This is a genomic window from Falsiroseomonas sp. (genome assembly GCF_030695085.1).
Taxonomy (GTDB): domain Bacteria; phylum Pseudomonadota; class Alphaproteobacteria; order Acetobacterales; family Acetobacteraceae; genus Falsiroseomonas.
Map to the genome: position 1 here is coordinate 42,435 of NZ_JAUYTS010000039.1, position 18,563 is coordinate 60,997.

At 68.4% G+C, this 18,563-nt stretch carries 18 protein-coding genes and 1 tRNA gene; 6 read left to right on the forward strand and 13 right to left on the reverse strand.

Features of this window, described 5'->3' with window-relative positions; translation table 11 throughout:
* Nucleotides 1-59: 59 nt before the first annotated feature.
* Genes Q8S40_RS04080 through Q8S40_RS04090 form a run of 3 tightly spaced genes read right to left on the reverse strand, consistent with a single transcriptional unit; the run spans nucleotide 60 to nucleotide 2,177 of the window.
* Nucleotides 60-917, reverse strand: coding sequence for an amidohydrolase (locus tag Q8S40_RS04080; protein ID WP_305669385.1), 858 nt, complete (start codon nucleotides 915-917; stop codon nucleotides 60-62).
* A 38-nt stretch (nucleotides 918-955) separates the two neighbouring features.
* Nucleotides 956-1,528, reverse strand: coding sequence for a histidine phosphatase family protein (locus Q8S40_RS04085; protein ID WP_305669450.1), 573 nt, complete (start codon nucleotides 1,526-1,528; stop codon nucleotides 956-958).
* A 25-nt stretch (nucleotides 1,529-1,553) separates the two neighbouring features.
* Nucleotides 1,554-2,177: a glutathione S-transferase family protein gene (locus Q8S40_RS04090; RefSeq protein WP_305669386.1), complete on the reverse strand. Its 624-nt coding sequence runs from the start codon at nucleotides 2,175-2,177 to the stop codon at nucleotides 1,554-1,556.
* Between the two features lie 122 nt (nucleotides 2,178-2,299).
* Here Q8S40_RS04090 and Q8S40_RS04095 point away from each other — a divergent pair, with 122 nt between their 5' ends.
* Nucleotides 2,300-3,733 carry an amidohydrolase family protein gene (locus tag Q8S40_RS04095; protein WP_304808930.1) on the forward strand — a complete coding sequence of 478 codons (1,434 nt, stop codon included), beginning with the start codon at nucleotides 2,300-2,302 and terminating at the stop codon, nucleotides 3,731-3,733.
* Here Q8S40_RS04095 and Q8S40_RS04100 read toward each other — a convergent pair.
* The 5 genes from Q8S40_RS04100 to Q8S40_RS04120 all read right to left on the reverse strand — a co-directional run bounded on the left by Q8S40_RS04100 (nucleotide 3,724) and on the right by Q8S40_RS04120 (nucleotide 10,042).
* Nucleotides 3,724-4,197: a MarR family winged helix-turn-helix transcriptional regulator gene (locus Q8S40_RS04100; protein ID WP_305669387.1), complete on the reverse strand. Its 474-nt coding sequence runs from the start codon at nucleotides 4,195-4,197 to the stop codon at nucleotides 3,724-3,726. The two genes, Q8S40_RS04095 and Q8S40_RS04100, sit on opposite strands and share 10 nt — an antisense overlap.
* Complete coding sequence (locus tag Q8S40_RS04105; RefSeq protein ID WP_305669388.1) at nucleotides 4,194-5,339, reverse strand: Acg family FMN-binding oxidoreductase; 1,146 nt, start codon at nucleotides 5,337-5,339, stop codon at nucleotides 4,194-4,196. Before Q8S40_RS04105 ends, Q8S40_RS04100 begins: the two co-directional genes overlap by 4 nt.
* Before the next feature lie 96 nt (nucleotides 5,340-5,435).
* The gene (locus tag Q8S40_RS04110; protein ID WP_305669389.1) at nucleotides 5,436-7,844 is read right to left on the reverse strand and encodes an ATP-binding protein; all 2,409 of its coding nucleotides are present in this window, start codon (nucleotides 7,842-7,844) and stop codon (nucleotides 5,436-5,438) included.
* Between the two features lie 230 nt (nucleotides 7,845-8,074).
* Nucleotides 8,075-9,514, reverse strand: a complete 1,440-nt coding sequence (gene glnA, locus Q8S40_RS04115; RefSeq protein ID WP_304808938.1) for a type I glutamate--ammonia ligase — start codon at nucleotides 9,512-9,514, stop codon at nucleotides 8,075-8,077.
* A gap of 189 nt (nucleotides 9,515-9,703) precedes the next feature.
* Nucleotides 9,704-10,042, reverse strand: a complete 339-nt coding sequence (locus Q8S40_RS04120; RefSeq protein WP_305669390.1) for a P-II family nitrogen regulator — start codon at nucleotides 10,040-10,042, stop codon at nucleotides 9,704-9,706.
* A gap of 273 nt (nucleotides 10,043-10,315) precedes the next feature.
* Between Q8S40_RS04120 and Q8S40_RS04125 the strand changes: the two genes are divergently transcribed.
* From Q8S40_RS04125 to Q8S40_RS04145, 5 genes are all read left to right on the forward strand, one after another.
* Complete coding sequence (locus Q8S40_RS04125) at nucleotides 10,316-11,509, forward strand: aminotransferase (RefSeq protein ID WP_305669391.1); 1,194 nt, start codon at nucleotides 10,316-10,318, stop codon at nucleotides 11,507-11,509.
* Between the two features lie 2 nt (nucleotides 11,510-11,511).
* Nucleotides 11,512-11,940: a cytidine deaminase gene (locus Q8S40_RS04130; RefSeq protein WP_305669451.1), complete on the forward strand. Its 429-nt coding sequence runs from the start codon at nucleotides 11,512-11,514 to the stop codon at nucleotides 11,938-11,940.
* Nucleotides 11,941-12,002: 62 nt separating this feature from the next.
* Nucleotides 12,003-12,075 (forward strand) — tRNA-His (locus Q8S40_RS04135).
* A 31-nt stretch (nucleotides 12,076-12,106) separates the two neighbouring features.
* Nucleotides 12,107-12,892 carry an SDR family NAD(P)-dependent oxidoreductase gene (locus Q8S40_RS04140; protein WP_305669392.1) on the forward strand — a complete coding sequence of 262 codons (786 nt, stop codon included), beginning with the start codon at nucleotides 12,107-12,109 and terminating at the stop codon, nucleotides 12,890-12,892.
* The gene (locus Q8S40_RS04145; protein WP_305669393.1) at nucleotides 12,892-13,572 is read left to right on the forward strand and encodes a zinc metallopeptidase; all 681 of its coding nucleotides are present in this window, start codon (nucleotides 12,892-12,894) and stop codon (nucleotides 13,570-13,572) included. The genes Q8S40_RS04140 and Q8S40_RS04145 overlap by 1 nt, the downstream gene beginning before the upstream one ends.
* 119 nt (nucleotides 13,573-13,691) lie before the next feature.
* Here Q8S40_RS04145 and Q8S40_RS04150 read toward each other — a convergent pair whose 3' ends face one another.
* The 5 genes from Q8S40_RS04150 to Q8S40_RS04170 form a co-directional block, all read right to left on the reverse strand.
* Nucleotides 13,692-14,501, reverse strand: coding sequence for an aspartate dehydrogenase (locus tag Q8S40_RS04150; RefSeq protein ID WP_304808950.1), 810 nt, complete (start codon nucleotides 14,499-14,501; stop codon nucleotides 13,692-13,694).
* 61 nt (nucleotides 14,502-14,562) lie between these two features.
* On the reverse strand, nucleotides 14,563-15,525 hold the full coding sequence (locus Q8S40_RS04155; RefSeq protein ID WP_304808952.1) for a succinylglutamate desuccinylase/aspartoacylase family protein: 963 nt from the start codon (nucleotides 15,523-15,525) through the stop codon (nucleotides 14,563-14,565).
* Nucleotides 15,522-16,682, reverse strand: coding sequence for an acetylornithine deacetylase (argE, locus tag Q8S40_RS04160; RefSeq protein WP_304808954.1), 1,161 nt, complete (start codon nucleotides 16,680-16,682; stop codon nucleotides 15,522-15,524). Before argE ends, Q8S40_RS04155 begins: the two co-directional genes overlap by 4 nt.
* Before the next feature lie 63 nt (nucleotides 16,683-16,745).
* Entirely contained in the window at nucleotides 16,746-17,687 is a 942-nt protein-coding gene (locus tag Q8S40_RS04165) for a tripartite tricarboxylate transporter substrate binding protein (protein ID WP_305669394.1), read from the reverse strand.
* Between the two features lie 138 nt (nucleotides 17,688-17,825).
* Nucleotides 17,826-18,563, reverse strand: coding sequence for a DsbA family protein (locus Q8S40_RS04170; RefSeq protein WP_304808957.1), 738 nt, complete (start codon nucleotides 18,561-18,563; stop codon nucleotides 17,826-17,828).

Sequence of the window (18,563 nt, forward strand, 5' to 3'; positions counted from 1 at the left end):
TCGGCATGCCGCGGTGCAAGCCGCGGCCGCGCAACGGACGCCCGGTTGTTGAACCTGCGCTACCAGAACAGCCGGGTCGGTGTCTCCACCAGGATCCGGGCACGATCCTCGGCCCGCGGGGTCCAGGCATGGAACAGATCCAGCAGGGCCCCGTCATCCGGCATGATCTCCGCCGGGATCGAGGTATGGGGCCAATCCGTGCCCCATAGCAGCCGCTCGGGATTGGCGGCCAACAGCGCGTCATGGAAGGGCCGCGCATCCGGGTAATCCGGAAAGCGGGTGGAAAGCCGGTACGTGCCGGAAAGCTTCACATGCGCCTGCCCTTCGCCCACCAGTCGCAGCAGCGCCTGGAAGCCGGGATCGGCGACGCCAAGCGCCGCTGGCACCGCCAGCATGTGGTCGACCACCACCGGCATCTCGGCCGAGATGGCAGCGAGGTCCGCGGCGATGGCCGGCAGCCGGCGGTGGTCGCAGAAGACCTGCACCACCCATCCCAGATCCCGCATCACTGCGCGAAAATGCGGCAGCGCCTCCAGCCCCACGCCGCGGACATAGCCGGGCGGGGCCATGTGCTCATGGAAGCGCAAGCCACGCATGCCGAGGCGGTGCCAGTCGCGCAGCGTGGCCGGCGCGATCCGCGTATCGGTGATCGCGACGGCCCGCAGCCGCCCAGGTGCGCGTTCCAGCGCATCCAGCAGCACGGCGTTGTCGAAGCCATGCGCGTTGCCCTGCACAAGCACCCCACGCGCGAGGCCAAGTTGGTCCAGCAGCGCCAGATAGGCCTCGAGCGGCGCGTCCGGCGGTGTGTAGCCGCGCCCCTCCGCATAGGGGAACCGAGTTTCCGGCCCGAACAGATGCGCGTGCGCATCGACCGCACCCGGCGGCGGCGCAGTGCGCGGCCGGCGCGGCAGCGCCACGGGACCAGCGATGCGCGCAGGGGCCGCCATCAGGCAGGTCAGACCTCCGGCGCCAGCAGCGCGGGCGTGATGCGCCAAGCGGTGGCGCCAGGCGCCGGCGGCTCCATCCACAGCGGCAGGGCGTTCGGCGTGCGAACATTGGCCTCCATCCCCGCCGCCTGACGCAAGGCGCGGAACAATGCGCCATGGGCCACCACCAGCACCGGGCCGGGCAACGCCAGCGCGCGATTCACGCCGCGGACGGCCCGTTCGCGCAGCGTCACGAAGGTTTCGCCGCCCTCTGGTGCGTAGTCCCCGGCGATCCAGTCATCGTACCAGTCGCCCATTGGCAGGCCTTCCTGCTTGCCGAAATCCACCTCCGCCAGGTCGGCATCTAGTGCCACGGGCAGGCCGAGCGTGGCGGCCACGACCTCTGCCGTGTGCCGTGCGCGCAGCAGGGGGGAGGCGACGATGCTGGCGATCGGCACCGGCGCCAGGGTACGGGCGGCGCGTTCGGCCTGCGCGCGGCCGACATGGTTCAGCGGAATGTCGGTGCGGCCCTGGGACAGGCCCTGGGCATTCCAGTCGGTCTCGCCGTGGCGCAGAAACCAGAACGGAGTAGGGTGCAGCATCATGGCGGGACGTTCCTGCCGGCGACTAAGCCGGCAGCCCTTCCTGCTGCAAAGCGCGCTGCACGGCAGGCCGTGCCAGCATCGCATCCAGGTGCTTGGCCAGGTGCGACGGCAGTGTCATACCGGAACGCCTGGTTGCCCAGTATTCCACAAACAACAGCGCGGCGTCGGCGACGGAATAGCCAGAAGCGAGCACATAGGTGCCGCCACTCCAGTTCTTTTCCAGCGTCTCGAAATATTTGCCGGCCATCGCCTTGCCTTGCTCCACCACCTTGGGCTGGTCTTCCTCCCGCGCTGTGAAGTTGGCGGGGCGAAACTGGCGGGTGAAACCCTGCGGGTGGACGGTGCCGCAGACGTAATCGAGCATCTCCAGGCAGCGCGTCTCGGCCTCGAAATCCGTGGGCATCAGACCCGCTTCGGGGTTTGATTTGCCAAGCCACCAGGCAATGACCGGAAACTCCGTCAGGACACGTCCGTCGCCGCGGTCCAGCGCCGGCACCTTCGACTTCGGATTCACCGCCACGAAATCCGGCTTGTGCTGCGCGCCATCCTTCAGCGCCACCAGCGACAGCTCATAGGGCTTCCCGATCTCCTCGAGAATCACGTGGATACCGAGGGAACAGGCGCCGGGCGAGTAATACAACTTCATGGAAGGGTCTCCGGAGGATTGCGGCGGATGCTAAGCCGCGGCGCCGCAGGCGTCACCCCCTTGGCCCCGCGCCGCTGGCGTGGAACCCTGCCCCGGCCGGAAGCCTCGAAGGAGAACGCCCGATGGCAGACAAGCTGTTGATCACGAACGGCCTGGTGGTCACCATGAACCCCGCTCGCCAGGTGCTGGAAGGCGGCGCGGTTCTTGTGGAGGGCGAGCGCATCGCCGCGATCGGCGACACCGCCGCGCTGCGCGCCGCCCATCCCGGCACGCCGGAGATCGACGCCACCGGCAAGGCGGTGCTTCCGGGCCTGATCGATGCACATGCCCATGCTGGCCACACGCTGGTGAAGACGTTGGGCGGCGGCGATGGCGGGCGCTGGACGGAATCGGTGGAAGCCATCTACCCGCGCGGCGCCACGCCGGAATTCTGGGGTGCAGATGGCGCCCTCGCGGCGCTGGAGCGGCTGAAGGCCGGCGTCACCACCGGGCTGTCCATCTTCGGCGCCTATGGCTCCCGCACCGATGATGCCGCGCATGCCGAGGCGCATGCGGAAGGCTATCGCCGCATCGGCATCCGCAGCGTGCTCTGCCCCGGCGTTTCTCCGCCACCTTACCCGAACCGGTTCTACGACTGGCAGGGCGGCACGCATCGGGAGCGCGAGATCGGGCTTCAGGACCAGTTGGAGGTCTGTGCCACGCTGATCGACCGGCTGCATGGCGCCGGCGATGGGCTGACCCGGATCATGCTCTGCGCCCCTGTGGGCTATCCGGGCCGCCATGGCGTGACAGCGGAAACCGCAGCGATCTACCCGGAGGTCGCCAAGCAGGTACGCGCGCTGTCCCGCGCCCGCGGCGTGGGCTTTACCCAGGATGGCCACAAGGGCGGCACGGTGCGCGACGCGATGGAGCAGGGCATCCTCGGCCCCGATGCGCTGCTCTCGCACTGCATCGACCTGGCGGAGGACGAAATCCGCATCATCGCCGAAACCGGCACCAAGGTTGCGCACAACCCGTCGGCCAACATGTCCATCATCGGCCGCTGCCCGGCGATCGAGCTGATGGATGCAGGCGCCACCGTCGCCATCTGTTCGGACGGCACCGCGCCCGACCGCAGCTTCGACATGTTCCGCCACATGACCCAGGCGATGCACTATCACCGCCGCCATTTCCGGGACGCGAAGGTGCTACCGCCAGGCAAGGCGCTGGAAATGATCACCTGCGACGCGGCCCGCGGGCTCGGGATGGAGGACGAGATCGGCAGCCTGGAGGCCGGGAAGCGGGCCGACATCACGGTGGTCGATCTGCACAAGCCGCATCTTTGGCCCGGCGACATGCCGCTTTACCGGCTGGTCTGCTTCGCCGTGGGGTCGGATGTGGACACGGTACTGGTCAGCGGTCGCGTGTTGATGCAGGGCCGCGTGGTCCGGCACGTGGCGGAGGATGCGGTAATGGAGGCAGCGACACGGGAAATCGGCCTTGCCCTGGCGCGTACCGGTTTGCAGCATATGACCGCGACGCCGCCCGGCTTTTGGGGCGCCACGCGCTACCGCTGAGGCTCCGGGTCGGGATCTGCGTCCCTGGCGCGGTCCAGCGCAGCGCGCAGGCGGCGCAGCGGCGCCAGCAATCCGGCAATCTCTTCCGCTGCCAAGCCGTGCGGCACCGGCCTGATCGCCTCTGCCATGGCGACGACGCCTTGCTCGCGCATCGCGCGACCAGCCTCAGTCAGGAACACCAGCTTCCCGCGCCCATCCCGCGGGTCCGGCACGCCACGAACCAACCCACGCGCCTCCAGCTTCTGGATGGTGTTGGTCATCGCAGGGCGCTCGACCTGCACGGCGCGGGCGATGCGCGCCAGGCTGCGGCCATCGCCGAGCCTGACAAGATGGTTCAGCACGATGAAGTGGGACAGGCGCAGCCCATCCGGTAGCGCGCGCTCCGCCCGGTTACGGGCCAGATGCTCGATGATGCCGATCTCGTTCAACAGAGCGAAGATCGGTGGGTCGTTTGGTGGACTCATGCAGCGCGGATACGGCTGGCCGCCGGCCAGCGCGGAGTTGGCAGCACGGCGGGACCGTAGCCCAGGCGCGCCAGCATCTGGACGACGCCACCTGCACCGAGTTCCGCTTGCGCCTGGCGGTAAGGGCCATCCATCTCCGGGTACTCCTGCAGGGCCTGGCTGACAGGGTGAAGGCACAGGCCAGCCGCGGTGGCCGCCAGGTTGAGGCGCAGCCAGTCCCGTCCCGCCTGCAACTGCTCAGTCCGGCCATTGCCCGGCGTCGTGGTCCAGAGGAAGGCTGGGGTGGCCGCCAGCATGGCGCGATAGCGTTGCACCATCATGTCGTAGCCCGGCCGGCCGGGCAACATCGCGGCCTGGGTGAGCTGCCCGGCGGCCACGGCCTCCTCCAACCCCGGTCCGTAGAGGCTGATCCCATCCGGCTGCGCCGCGACGGCGTCTCGCCCCAGGCGCATCAGCGCGACGCTTTCCTGATGCGCCGCCGGTGTTGTCGCCTCAATTTGCCAGGCGCGCCACGCCAGGTCGCGCAGCGCGGCGACTCGGGCCTGGTCCACCGTGCCGCCGAATTGCGAGGGCGGCATTACCGCCGCGGCCAGCGCGGCGAGTGCGGCCTCGGGTACCGGACGGTCCATGGCAAAGGGCCGCTTCACGGATCGTCGCGTACTCGCCTGGGCAAAAAGCGGGTCCGCGAACCCGCCGGGCACCAAACGAAGCCGCGCCACCGGCCTCCCATCGAGCCGCGGCTGTGGCTCGCCCTCCGGGAACGGCGTCATTTCCAGGCCGAAGCCCTGGGCTGCGGCGGCCATGCGGAACAGCTCAACGAAGGCGCCGAGGCCGATGGTGATCTGCCGGTCAAACCGGTCAGTCACCGGCAGGCGACGGTCGAGATCGCAACGCAGCACAACCGTATCGGGCGCCGCCGCCGGTAACTCCGCAATCCAGGGCTGCCTGTTGTGTGGATTGGGCGCCAATACGGCCCAGGACAGGGCGCGGATGCGTGGATCGGGATGCGTGGCAGCCATCGGCGCCGCTGCCCAGGGCACAGCCGGATCGCTGCGAAGCTCCTGACCGAGGGTGCCAAGCGGCAGCAGCATGAATTGGGTGGTGGCGATGGCACGAAGGGTGCGGCGGCGGGTGACGGACATGCGAACCCTCATATGTTTGATTTCAAACTATTTAGTTCGTCGTCGAACTTTATGCAAGGAAATCCGAGGCCCCGCTCATCGGCGCAGCGCTATTCCCTAGTGTCGAGGGGTATCCGGCGCGGCCGCCGCCTCGCTTGGCATCGGATCGAGTAGCTGGCGAATGGCCTTGGCCAAGTCCGCCAGGCGATAGGGCTTCGGCAGCAGCGGAAAACCGCCTTCCAGATCGCCCGACTCCGGTGCCGCATTCGCCTGGTAGCCGGATGTGAACAACACCCGCAGCTCGGGCCGCAACGCCGTAGCCTCCCGAGCAAGCTGGTGGCCATTCAGGCGGCCGGGCATGACGACGTCGGTGAAAAGTAGGTCCAGCGAGGCCTCCCGCCGCACCATATCCAGCGCGACCTCGCCATTCGCAGCGGTCAGTACCTCATACCCCAGCCTCTGCAGTTGCACCGTCGCGGTCTGCCGGAGGGAAGGATCGTCCTCCACCAGCAGCACCCGCCCCTTGCCGGCGGCCAGGACGGTCGGTGCGTCCGGCCCCGCGGCTTCCGCCGCCCGATCGGACCGCGGCAGGTAGAGGGTCACGGCGGTACCCTTCCCGGGCGCGGTGGTAATCCGGACATGGCCATGGGACTGGCTGACGAAACCAAACACCATGCTGAGGCCAAGACCGCTGCCCTTGCCAAAGGCCTTGGTGGTGAAGAATGGCTCGAAAGCGCGGGAAGCGACCTCGGCTGGCATGCCCGCGCCGGTATCGGTGACCGTGACGGCAACGTAGTCGGCCGGCGGCACGTCCAGATCGGCCGCCGCCAGCGCCGCGGGACCGATGCAGGCCGTGGTGATGCCAAGCCTTCCACCCAGCGGCATCGCATCCCGCGCATTGATGCAGAGATTCAGCACCGCATTCTCAAGCTGCGGCCCGTCGATCACCGCCGGCGCCTCACCACGGCTGAGGGTCAGGATTACCTCCACCGGCGCCCCCAGCAGGCGGCGCAACAGATCCTCCATGTTACGGAGGAGGTGATTCACATCGACCACCTTGGGCGCGAGCGGATGCAGCCGGGCGAAGGTGAGCAGCCGACCTGTCAGCTCAGCACCCCGCTCCGCCGCTGCCAGGATCACCTCGAGATGGCTGCGCGCGCAGGCATCGAGGGCAAGTTCCTCGGTCATCAACTCGGCATTTCCGATGATGACCGCCAGCAGATTGTTAAAATCATGCGCCACGCCACCGGTCAGATTGCCGAGCGCATCCAGGCGTTGCGCCTGGCGGAGTTGCTCCTCCAGGGCGCGCTGGCGGGTGACATCCACCATGCTGCCAACCATCCGCAGCGCAATGCCGTCCGCATCGCGCACCAGGAAGCCGCGGTCGGAGACCAGCGCCACGCTGCCATCTGCCTTGCTGAAGCGATACTCCGCTTTCCACTGGTCGGTACCTGCGACCGCCGCCTTGCGGGCTGCCGTCACCGCCTCCCGTTCTTCCGCGACCACAAGGCCGGACCACCAGCCCAGCCCGGGCAGTGGGTCCGGCACCGGATGGCCGAACTGGCGCGTCATTTCCTCGCTCCACCAGATCTGGCCGGAGGCGAGGTTCCAGTCCCAGACGATTTCCGCAGTCGCGCCGGCGACCAGTCGGAAGCGCTGTTCATTCAGCGCAATCTGTTCCGCGTCCAGCAGGCGGCGCAGCAGCGGCCGCAAGGCGCTGCCCAGCCCCATCAGCATCTCCGCCAACACCGGCAGCCCGTGCAAGCCCGGGCCGAAACCCACGCTGAAGGCGTAGCGCTCCCCCCCCAGTGAGAGGGGCGTGACAATGTTGGAGACGATGCGCTGTTCCACGGAAAGGCTGATGGCGGGGTATTGCCGCTGAATCGATGCGTCGATGTACGGCACGACCCGCTGCTCACCCGTGGCAGCCACCTGGCCGACCAGGGAGTTGTCCACCCGCACATCCATCCGGCGCAGGTGGTCGAGATAGGCCGCGGTCAGTTCCGGCGTGCTGGCTTGGCCGGCCACAAGCTGCATGTGCCGGCCGTCCGGGCCCAGCCGAAAGAACAGGCACAGCATCGAATCCGTTGCCGCGCGCAACTCCGCCATGGCCCGCTCAACCGCCAGCGCAAAGCTGGGTGCATCGACCACCAGTCGCAGCAGGCGCTCCCGCAATGCGAGCGCCGCGATCTCCTGTTGATGCTCCAAAGCGTCAACAGCAGCGGACGCGAGGTCATCCAGCATGGCGTTTTCGGCGTCGGACAAACCGCCCCGCGGCCTGGAGTCGTGCAGCCACAACGTGCCGAGCAGATGGCCGTCACGGCCATGGAGGGGCCTCGGATAGTGGAAGCCAGCCGTCGGCACGGCTTCATCTGCCGGCGGCGTGCCCAACACGACTTCTGCATTCTCGACACCGATGCAGACGCGCGCGAAACGGCCGAGACGCGCCAAGGCCTGGTCCAGAATGATCGTGGAGACACGAGAATTTTCTACCAAGAGTTGTGCCTCGACCTTCGATACATCCATCCGAACGTCAATTCAGCACTCCCACGCACTCAGGTGAACCGTGGTGGAGGAAAGTCAGGCAAATTACCCGAAGCGTGATCGCCGAGACGCAGCCGCACGCCGTCGCAACAAAAAAGGGGCCGGAAAGCTGCAGAATAGCAGCAATCCGACCCCCCGAAACATTTCGAGCCGTGTCGTGACCGGGCTTTCCAGGCCAGCGCCCTACGGACGCCGCCGGTCAGCCAGATAACTCAGACCGAGTAGTACATCTCGAACTCGACCGGGTGCGGCGTGTGCTCGAACTTGTACACCTCGCCCCACTTCAGCTCGATATAGCTCTCGATCTGGTCCTTGGTGAACACGTCGCCGGCCAGCAGGAACTCGTGGTCGGCGGCGAGCGAACCGAGCGCCTCGCGCAGGGACCCGCAGACGGTCGGGATGCCCTTCAGTTCCTCCGGCGGCAGGTCGTACAGGTCCTTGTCCATGGCATCGCCCGGATGGATCTTGTTCTTGATGCCATCGAGGCCGGCCATGAGCATGGCGGCGAAGGCGAGGTAGGGGTTCGCACCCGGATCCGGGAAGCGAACCTCGACGCGCTTGGCCTTCGGGTTTGTCGCGTAGGGAATGCGGCAGGAGGCGGAGCGGTTACGGGCCGAATAGGCCAGCAGCACGGGAGCCTCGAAGCCCGGGATCAGGCGCTTGTAAGAGTTCGTAGTGGGGTTGGTGAAGGCGTTCAGCGCCTTGGCGTGCTTGATGATGCCGCCGATGTAGTACAGCGCCATCTCGGACAGGTCGGCATAGCCGTTGCCCGCGAACACCGGCTTGCCGGCCTTCCAGATCGACTGGTGCACATGCATGCCGCTGCCATTGTCGCCGTAGATCGGCTTCGGCATGAAGGTCGCGGTCTTGCCGTAGCTGTGGGCCACATTGTGCACGCAGTACTTGTAGATCTGCATGTGGTCGGCCTGCTGCACCAGCGGGCCGAACTTGGTGCCCAGCTCATGCTGGGACTGCGCCACCTCGTGGTGGTGCTTCTCGATCGCCAGGCCCATCTCGCCCATGGTCGACAGCATCTCGGCGCGCAGGTCGCCCTCGCTGTCCACCGGCGCCACCGGGAAGTAGCCGCCCTTGACCACCGGGCGGTGGCCCATGTTGCCCTCCGGGTAGTCCTTCAGGCTGGCGCCCGGACCCTCGATGGAATCGAGCTGATAGATGCCGTAGTTGCCGCCCGTGCCGAACTTCACGCTGTCGAACACGAAGAACTCGGCCTCCGGGCCGAAAAAGGCCGTGTCGCCGATGCCGGTCGACTTCAGATAGGCCTCGGCGCGCTTGGCCGTGCTGCGCGGGTCGCGCGAATACATCTGGCCGGTCGAGGGCTCCACGATGTCGCAGAACAGGATCATCTGCGGCTTGGCCGCGAAGGGATCCATCACCGCCGTCGAGGGGTCCGGCATCAGGATCATGTCGGACTCGTTGATCGCCTTCCAGCCGGCGATCGAGGAGCCGTCGAACATGATGCCGTCGGCGAACACGTCCTCATCGATGGTGGAGACGTGCTGCGCGGTGTGCTGCCACTTGCCGCGCGGGTCGGTGAAACGGAAATCGACGTATTCGACGCTGTGCTCCTTGATCATTTCCATGACCTTGGAGACGGCGGCGTTGCTGCCCCCGGCTGCCGGCTTCTTCGCCATCGTGTGCGGTCCTGTCTTTGTTCGTCCCGGTCCCATTGCCGCGCGACGGGGACCGGCCCCCGCCACGCGCCCGGATGGTGCCGCCACCCCCGAGGGGGCGCCGCGGCCATCCGGCCAGCCTTCCCCGGCGTGATCGCCGGTCCGGCCCGTCTTCGCCCGCCCTGGCCCTTCGGCCTGGCGGATCAGATCTCAAACCGCGTCTTCGCCCCGTTCACCGGTGCGGATGCGGATGACTTCCTGAACGTCGCTGACAAAGATCTTGCCATCGCCGATGCGCCCGGTGCGGGCCGCAGCGGTGATCGCCTCGATCGCGCGTTCCATCAACTCATCGGGGCAAACCACCTCGATCTTCACCTTCGGCAGGAAGTCCACGACGTATTCGGCGCCGCGATACAGCTCGGTATGGCCCTTCTGGCGCCCGAACCCCTTCGCCTCGACCACGGTCAGCCCTTGCAGGCCAATCTCGTGCAACGCGTCCTTCACCTCATCGAGTTTGAAGGGCTTGATGATCGCCTCGATCTTCTTCATCGGCTCCGTCGCTCCGCATGCCGGCCGGATGGCCCGACGCAAGCGCTGAATTCCTCCCGGCCAGGCCACTGCCCGGTTCCCCACCGTGTTGCATGGCGCGTGCCATCCGGGCAACGGCGCAGGCCGTGGAATCTGGCAGGGCCAGCATCAGAAACGATCATATCACAGGCATATCGCACATAAAACAGGCAGGCGCTTCGCGCCATGTTGCGCCTTCGGCCAACGCCCCCCATCATCATCGCCGCGCTGCAAGCCCTCCCGAGAGACCCGCCCGTGAAGCCCCAGAACGACCTGCTCTCCGCCACCGGGACCACCATCTTCACGGTGATGTCGGCGCTCGCCACCGAACATGGCGCCATCAACCTTGGCCAGGGTTTTCCGGACTATGACGGCCCGGAAGACGTCATTGAGGCCGCAGCCGCTGCCTTGAAGGATGGCCGCAACCAATATCCGCCGATGTCCGGCCATCCGGACCTGCGCCAGGCCGTCGCCGTCCATAACCGCCGCTTCTACGGGCTGGAGGTGGACCCCAACGCCGAGGTCATCGTCACCTCCGGCGCCACCGAGGCCATCACCGCCTGCCTGATGGCGGTGCTGAACCCCGGCGATGAATGCGTGCTGATCGAGCCGCTGTACGACACCTACCTGCCAGTGGTGAAACTGCTGGGTGCCGTGCCGAAACTGGTGCGCCTGACGCCGCCGAAATGGGACTTGCCCCGGGCAGAACTCGCCGCGGCCTTCGGGCCAAAGACCAAGGCGGTGCTGCTCAACACCCCGATGAACCCGACCGGCAAGGTCTTCACCCATGCCGAGCTCGCCTTCATCGCCGACCTGATCGAGCGGCACGATTGCTACGCCATTTGCGACGAAGTCTATGAGCACCTGACCTTCGATGGCTGGAAGCATGTCCCGCTGATTACCCTGCCTCGCATGCGCGAGCGCTGCATGCGAATCGGCTCAGCCGGAAAGACCTTCAGCCTGACAGGCTGGAAGATCGGATATGTCACCTGCGACCGCAGCCTGGCCGGCAATGTCACCAAGGCGCACCAGAACCTGACCTTCACCACCCCGCCCAACCTGCAGCGCGGCATCGCGGTCGGTCTGTCGAAGCCCGATTCCTACTTCGAGGGCCTGTCCACCAGCCTGCAGGCGAAGCGAGACCGGCTGGCGGCGGGGTTGGCGCGACTCGGCTTCGGCGTGCTGCCGACCCAGGGCAGCTATTTCATCACCACGGATTTCCGGCCGCTGGGCTTCAACGGAGACGACGTGGCCTTCTGCCGCACCCTGACGGTGGAGGCGAAGGTCACCGCCATTCCGGTCACGGCCTTCTATGCCTCCTCGGACGCGCCGAGCCACTATGCGCGCTTCGCCTTCTGCAAGGGTGATGCGGTACTGGACGAAGCGCTGGCGCGGATGGAGGTTTGGCTCGCGACGCGCAGCGGCGAAGCCCGCGTGGCCGCCGGGTGAAGATGGACCCGGCCGCCTTGCTGGACGCGGCGGAGGCGGCCCGCGACCAGGCGTACGCGCCCTATTCCAGATTCCGGGTGGGCGCCGCCCTGCTGTGCGACGACGGCACCATCCAGCCCGGCTGCAACCTCGAGAATGCCAGCTACGGTGCCACCATCTGCGCCGAACGCGTGGCGGTGGGCGCCGCGATCGCTGCCGGCCGCCGGCGCTTTCGGGCCATCGCAATCGCCGGCCCCGCCGGCATTGCGCTCTCCCCCTGCGGCATCTGCCGGCAGGTGCTGTCCGAATTTTCACCGGATGGCGCGCTGCGCGTGGTGATGCGCACGGCGGATGGTTCGGTGCGAGAGACCAGGCTGGCCGCCCTGCTGCCAGACGCCTTCGGTCCGGCCGATCTCGCATCCGCCCCCGCCAGCGCGCATCCCCCCGGTTGACGCGACCGCCCGCCTCGCCCTATCACCCGCCCCCCGGGGTGTTGCCCGGAAAGTGGCGTGTGGCGGTCGTAGCTCAGTTGGTAGAGCGCCAGGTTGTGGTCTTGGATGTCGCGGGTTCGAGCCCCGTCGATCGCCCATTCGCCCACACGTCCAGGAAAACAACCACATGCAGATCCGCCTCGATGGCCACACCGCCCTGATCACCGGGGGGTCAAAGGGACTCGGCCTCGCCATAGCCGAAAGCTATGTCGAATCTGGCGCCGCCGTGGCGCTGGTCGCCCGCGGGGTGGAGGCACTGGACGCCGCCAAGGCGCGGATCCTCGGCAAATTCCAGGGTGCCCGCATCGCCGCCATTTCGGCTGATGTCGGCACCGCCGAAGGCTGCGCCCGCGCCGCCGCGCAGGCGGCCGAGGAACTCGGTCCGGTCGACATCCTGGTGAACAACGCCGGCACCAGCCAGCGCGGCCCCTTCATGGAGGTGGATGACGCGCTGTGGCAGGCCGACCTGGATCTGAAGCTGTTCGCCGCCATCCGGCTGACCCGCGCGGTCTGGCCCGGCATGCAGGCACGCGGCTGGGGCCGCATCATCAATGTGCTGAACATCGGCGCCAAGGCGCCCGCCGCCGGCGGCGCTCCCACCGCCGTCTCCCGCGCCGCGGGCATGGCGCTGACCAAGATCCTGGCCGGTGAGGGCGCGCCGCACGGCATCCTGGTGAACGGCATGCTGGTCGGCATCATCGAGAGCGACCAGTGGGTGCGCCGCCACGCAGCCGACCCGCGCGGCATCTCCTGGGAAGACTGGAAGACGGAACAGGGCAAGGCGGTGCCGATGGGTCGCATCGGGCGCGCCGATGAATTCGCCGCGATGGCCACTTTCCTCGCCTCTGACCAGGGCGGCTACGTCACCGGCACCGCCATTAACGTCGATGGCGGGCGCAGCCCCGTCGTCTGATGGCCGTCCTCATCATCCTCGGCGGCATCCTGCTGCTGGCGCTGATCTTCGGGCCGCAGCTCTGGGTGCAGCATGTGCTGCATGTGGCGCAGGCGGAGCGGACGGACCTGCCCGGCACCGGCGGGGAGCTGGCGCGCCACCTGCTGGATGAGGCCGATCTGCGCCATGTGCAGGTGGAGGAATCCAAGGTCGGCGACCATTACGACCCCGGCGCGGGCATCATCCGCCTGACGCCGCCGCATTTCGCCGGCCGCTCCATCGCCGCCGTGGCGGTGGCGGCGCATGAGGTCTCGCATGCCGTGCAGCACGCTCGCGGCGAGCCCGGCTTCCGCCGGCGCATGGCGCTGATCCAGGCCATCGCGCCGCTCGACCGGATCGGCCAGGTGATGCTGATTTCGATGCCTCTGGTTTTCGTTGCGGTGCGGTCCCCGTCGCTGATCGCGGTGCAGCTGGCCCTGGTAGTGGTGCTGTTTGCCGGGCGGCTGGCGGTGCATGCGGTGACGCTTCCGGTGGAGCTGGATGCCAGCTTCGGCAAGGCGCTGCCGGTGCTGCAGCAGGGCGGCTACCTGGCGCCGGCCGACCTGCCCCAGGCCCGCCGCGTGCTGCGCGCCGCGGCGCTGACCTATGTGGCGGCGGGGCTGATCACGCTGATCAATGCGGCGCGCTGGTTCCGGTTGTGAGGTCTCTTGGTGCCCTCAAGCGCCGGGCGGCCGCTCCGCGGCCTTGGTCCGCCGCATGAGGCGGCGAGCGCCGTTCGGCGCCTCGGCCAGCAGGGATAGCCGCAGGTCGGGATGCCCCCTCAGCTGCCGACCTTCAGCGTGCTGGTCAGCCCGCGCAGGCAGGCCAGGATCGACAGCGGGGTGATCTTGCCGGTGCGGGGGTTCTCCTCGCTCGGCACATTCTCGATGGTCATCGTCAGCCGCGCGCTGGCCGCCTCCACCTTGATGGTATGGGTGTTGCGCGTCACCGTCGTGTCCGCCCAGATCTTCACCGTGGTGCGTTCCGGCCCGATGCCGGCCAGCGCCAGCGCGGCGGCCACGTTGACGTTGGCCGGAAAGCCCTGGGCGGCGTCGAAGGCGTTGCCCTCGAAAATCAGCGTCGGTGTGGTGATCGCGGCCACGTCGATGCCGTGCTGGTCCAGATAGGGCGCGCCCACCAGGCCCCGCGGCGGCTTGCGCGTTTCGATGGTGACGGACGCCACCTCCCCTTCCGCCGCCGCCCGCACCGCATCCAGCCCAAGCAGCGCGCCGGTCGGCACGATGATGCGCGCGCCGGTCTCCCGCGCCCGCGCTACCAGATGCATCCTCGGCAGCAGCGCACCGACGGAGGACGGCACGAAGATGCGCCCGGCCTCGATCGCGGCGACGGCGACCTGTTCGAAGATCGCCGCCGGTGCGGCCTCCACCACCACATCGGCCTGGGCGAGTTCCGCCAGGCTCACCAGGGCCGGCGGGGTGCGAAAGCCGGCCAGGTTGGCGCGCGCCTTGTCCTGGTCCCGCGCCGCCACGGCGACCAGGCGCAGGCCCTCCACCCCAGCATCCAATGCGCGGGCCAGATGCAGGCCGATGGCGCCGAGGCCAGCGATTGCGACGGTCAGTTCACGTGCCATGTGTGGCCCCCAAGCTTTGCGATCCCGCGCGGGGCTACAGCAAGACGGGCCGCGAGGAAACCTAGCCCTCGAAGCGCGCCAGCCGCACCGCCGTGTGGCCCCGCATGGCGTGCGGGCTGGGCATCACCAGCAGGCAGTCATCATGCGGGGTACGCACCTCCGCCTCCCCATCCAGGGCGATCAGCGTGTTGCGGCGCGGCACCACCTCCCCACCGCGGAAATCGCGCAGGAAGGTGAAGCCGCTGGTGCTCGCCGTCACTGTCTGCGTCACCCGCGCAAGGCGCCCGGCGGGAAGCACCACATCCGGCGGCAGCGGTGCATCCGGCGTTGCCATGCCAAGCTGGCGCAGCAACCGCGCGGCGCTGTGCTCCATCTGCGCCAGCGTCTCCGGCCGCCAATGCGATCCTGCCTCCAGCAAAAGCGCGGTGCCGCCATCGCGGAAGCGTGCGTGGTCGATCAGCCGCAGCCCGGCAGCGTGGCCGTCATCAGCCACCACCAGCGGCGGCGTGCCCAGCGACTGGCCTAGTGCCCGCGCCGCCGCCCCTGGTCCGGACAGGAACAGCGGGTCCGACGGCCAGAGCATGGAATGCAGGTCAAGCAGCACATCGGCCTGTGCCATCACCGGCAGCAGCGCCCGCGCCCGGTCCAGTTCCACGGACCGCCGGCTGCCGCCGAGCAAGGCTGGCGCCCAGATACGGTTCAAATCTTCATCGACGAAGCGGCTGGCGGTGGGGTCGGCCGGGTCGAAGCGTTCCAGCGCCGCCAGATTGCCGAAGACCAGTGTCAGCGTGCCACGGCGTGGCCGAAGCCCATCCCGCAGCCAGCGCGCCAGCAGCAGCGCGCCCGCAATCTCATTGCCATGCACCGCGGCGGAGACCACCAGATGCGGCCCGGCCTCCGCGCCCATGAAGCGCCAGACCCCCGGCAGCCCCATATTGCCCGCCCTCCACGGGCTGATATCCGGGCGTGGCAGGTGCACGGTCAGTGGTGGCAGGCCGGCCAGGACAGTGGAGGAAGGCTTCACGCCGCCATCCTGTCGCCGAGGCGATCGAGAAAGGCACAGCAGGCCGCGAGCTCGGATCGCGCGATCCACTCCTCCGGCTGATGCGCCTGTGCAACGTCGCCGGGGCCGCAGACCAAGGTGGCGATACCGGCATCCTGGAAGACGCCCGCCTCCGTCGCGAAGGGCATGCGCCCCACAGGCCCCACTGCCCCGCAATCCCGCGCCAGTCCGACCAGCGGATGTGCCGGATCGAGGCTGAGCGGCGGAGCCAGGCAGCGCGGGCGGATTCGGAACTCGGCCTCCGGCGCGCGGGCTTGCAGGTCCGGCAGCAGCACGTCGCGGGCGTAATCGGCCAACGCATCCCGCACCGCCGCCGCCCGGTCGCCGGGGATCGTGCGCGCCTCGAAGACGAATTCGGCGAGGTCCGGCACGATGTTGAGGATGCTACCGGCGCGGAAGGTCCCGGTGTGGACGGTCGTATAGGGCGGCTCGAACCCCTCCGCCCGGCGGCCTTCGGCGGCGAAGCGGCGGGCCTGGGCCTTCAGGAAGGCAACCGCCTCAGCCGCCGCCTCCAGCGCATTGGCGGTACGGTGCGTTTGGCTGGAGTGGCCGGTGCGTCCCGTCACCTCCACCTCCCAGGAGGCATAGCCCTTATGGGCCACCACCGGGGCCATGCGGCTCGGCTCGCCGACGATGCACAGCGCCGGCGGCGGGGCGTGCCGGACCAGGCTGTCGACCAGCAGGGGGGCGCCGGCGAAGGTGGTTTCCTCGTCGAAGGACAGGCACAGGTGGATCGGCCGTGCCAGCTTCCGCGCGGCGAAGCCTGGCACCGCCGCCATGACGCAGGCCCAGAAGCCTTTCATGTCGACGGTGCCGCGCCCGGTTAGCCGCCCATCGGCCTCACGCAGCACGAAGGGGTCCGACGCCCAGGCCTGGCCTTCCACCGGCACGCAATCGCCATGCGCCGAAAGCGCCACGCCGCCTGCCACCGCCGGGCCGATCCTCGCATGCAGCGCCGCCTTTTGCCCGCTGGCATCTGGCACGCGGCGGGACGCCACGCCATACCGGGCGAGCTCATCCTGCACGAACTGGACAAGGTCCAGATTGCTTCGCGCACTGGTCGTATCGAACGCCACCAGCCGCGCCAGAATCCCGACCGCGTCGGACTCCAACCCCATCAGCGAATATCTCCCTTGCCGTCACTCTATACGGCACGGGAACGGGCGCAATTCGATGTCGTCCTATTGCGCCAGGCCCAGGTCGCGCAGCACTGTCCGGTTCATCGTGCTTTCGGCGGCAAAGCGTTCCTGGAAGGCCGCGCCGGGCAGGTAGCGCGGCACGGCGTTCATCCGCTCGGCCGCCTGGCGAAAGCTGTCGCTGGCCACCGCGGTGGCACAGGCGCGCTCCAGCGCCGTGGCAGCGGCATCAGGCATGCCGGCGGGGCCGATGAGCCCGCCGGCAGAGCTGCCCTCGATCGGATGGCCGAGTTCCGCCACCGTCGGCACCTGCGGCAGGGCCGGCATCCGTTCCGAACCGAAGACACCCAGAATGGGCAGGCCGACATTGGTGGGGATGGAGGGGCTTTCGACGAAGACCTGGATCTGCCCGCCAAGGGCTGCGGTCGCCATCGGCCCGGCGCCCGTGAAGGGTACATGCAGTCCATCGACTCCGGCTGCCTTCAGCAGCGCCGCCATCAGGATATGCTGCGTGCTGCCCTGGCCGGGGGAGCCATAAACCAGGGCCTCCTTGCCCGACCGCGCATGCGCGATCATGCCGGCGAAATCCTGGAACGGCGCGCCGCGGCCGGCCACCAGGACCTGAGGGTTATCGTAAACCAGGCAGAGAAAGCGGAAGCTCTCCATGGAGTAGGACAGGCTTTGCAGATGTGGCTGCGCCGTCAGCGGATTGTTCGGCGACATGCCGATCGTGTAGCCATCCGCCGCCGCGCGGGCGATCTGCGCATCGCCGATCGTTCCTGCCGCACCGCCACGGTTGACGATCACCACCGTCTGGCCGAGCGCCCGGCTGAGTTCGGGCTGGAGTGCGCGGGCCATCAGGTCCGTGTTGCCTCCGGGCGGATAGGGCACGATCATCTGCACCGGGCGGGATGGGTAGCTCTCCTGCGCCCAGGCGGCGCCCGTGGCCAGCAGCAGCCCGAAAGCCAAGGTGATGCGCGTCTTCATGGTTGTTCCCCCGAGTGATCTTCTTGTCGGGGCGACGCTTGCCCGCAGGGGCGGGGCGGTCAAGGCCGGCAGACGTCGGCGGGCTGGCGAAAGCCCTTTCCCTGATTTTCACGAGGAAAAGGGTTCGCCCACGGCCGGCTAGCGCGCCGCGCGGGCTTCCGCCACCAGCCGTTCCAGAGTCGGCAGATCGACCGCGCCGGGCACGAGGGTGCGGCCGATGACCAGGGCGGGGGTGCCCTCGATGCCGAGCGACTGGGCCAGCGCCATGTTCGCCTGGATACGCGCGGCGAGCGCCGGATCATCCATGTCCCGCCGCAGCCTGGCCCAATCAAGCCCCGCACGCTCGGCCTGCTGGCGCAGCACCGGCTCCGTCGGCTCGCCGCGCAGCCCCATCAGCGCATCATACAGGCGGCTGTAGCCACCCTGACGCTGCGCCGCGAGGAGGGCACGGGAGGCAAGGACGCTGTTTGGTCCAAGGATAGGCAGATCCTTCATCACCACGCGCAGATTGGGATCGCGGCGGATCAGCGCCTCCATGGTCGGATGCAGCTGCTTGCAGTAGCCGCAGCGGGCGTCGAAGAATTCGACCAGCGTCACATCGCCTTGTGGATTGCCCTTCACCGGGTCCGCCGCGTCGCGGAACAGCGCGGCCTCCTGCGCCCCGATTGCCTCCCGCTGCGCCGCGGCCCGCGCCGCCTGCTCGGCCGCCTCCAGTCCACCAATGGCGTCGCGAAGGATGGTCGGGTCATCGCGCAGCGCCTGGCGCAAGATCTCGACGATCTCGGCCCGCTGGGCGGGGGTGAAGCCCTGGGTCCAGGCGGTAACCGGCAGAGATACTGCCAGCAGCAGGGCGGCGGCCCGGATCAATCGGCGCAT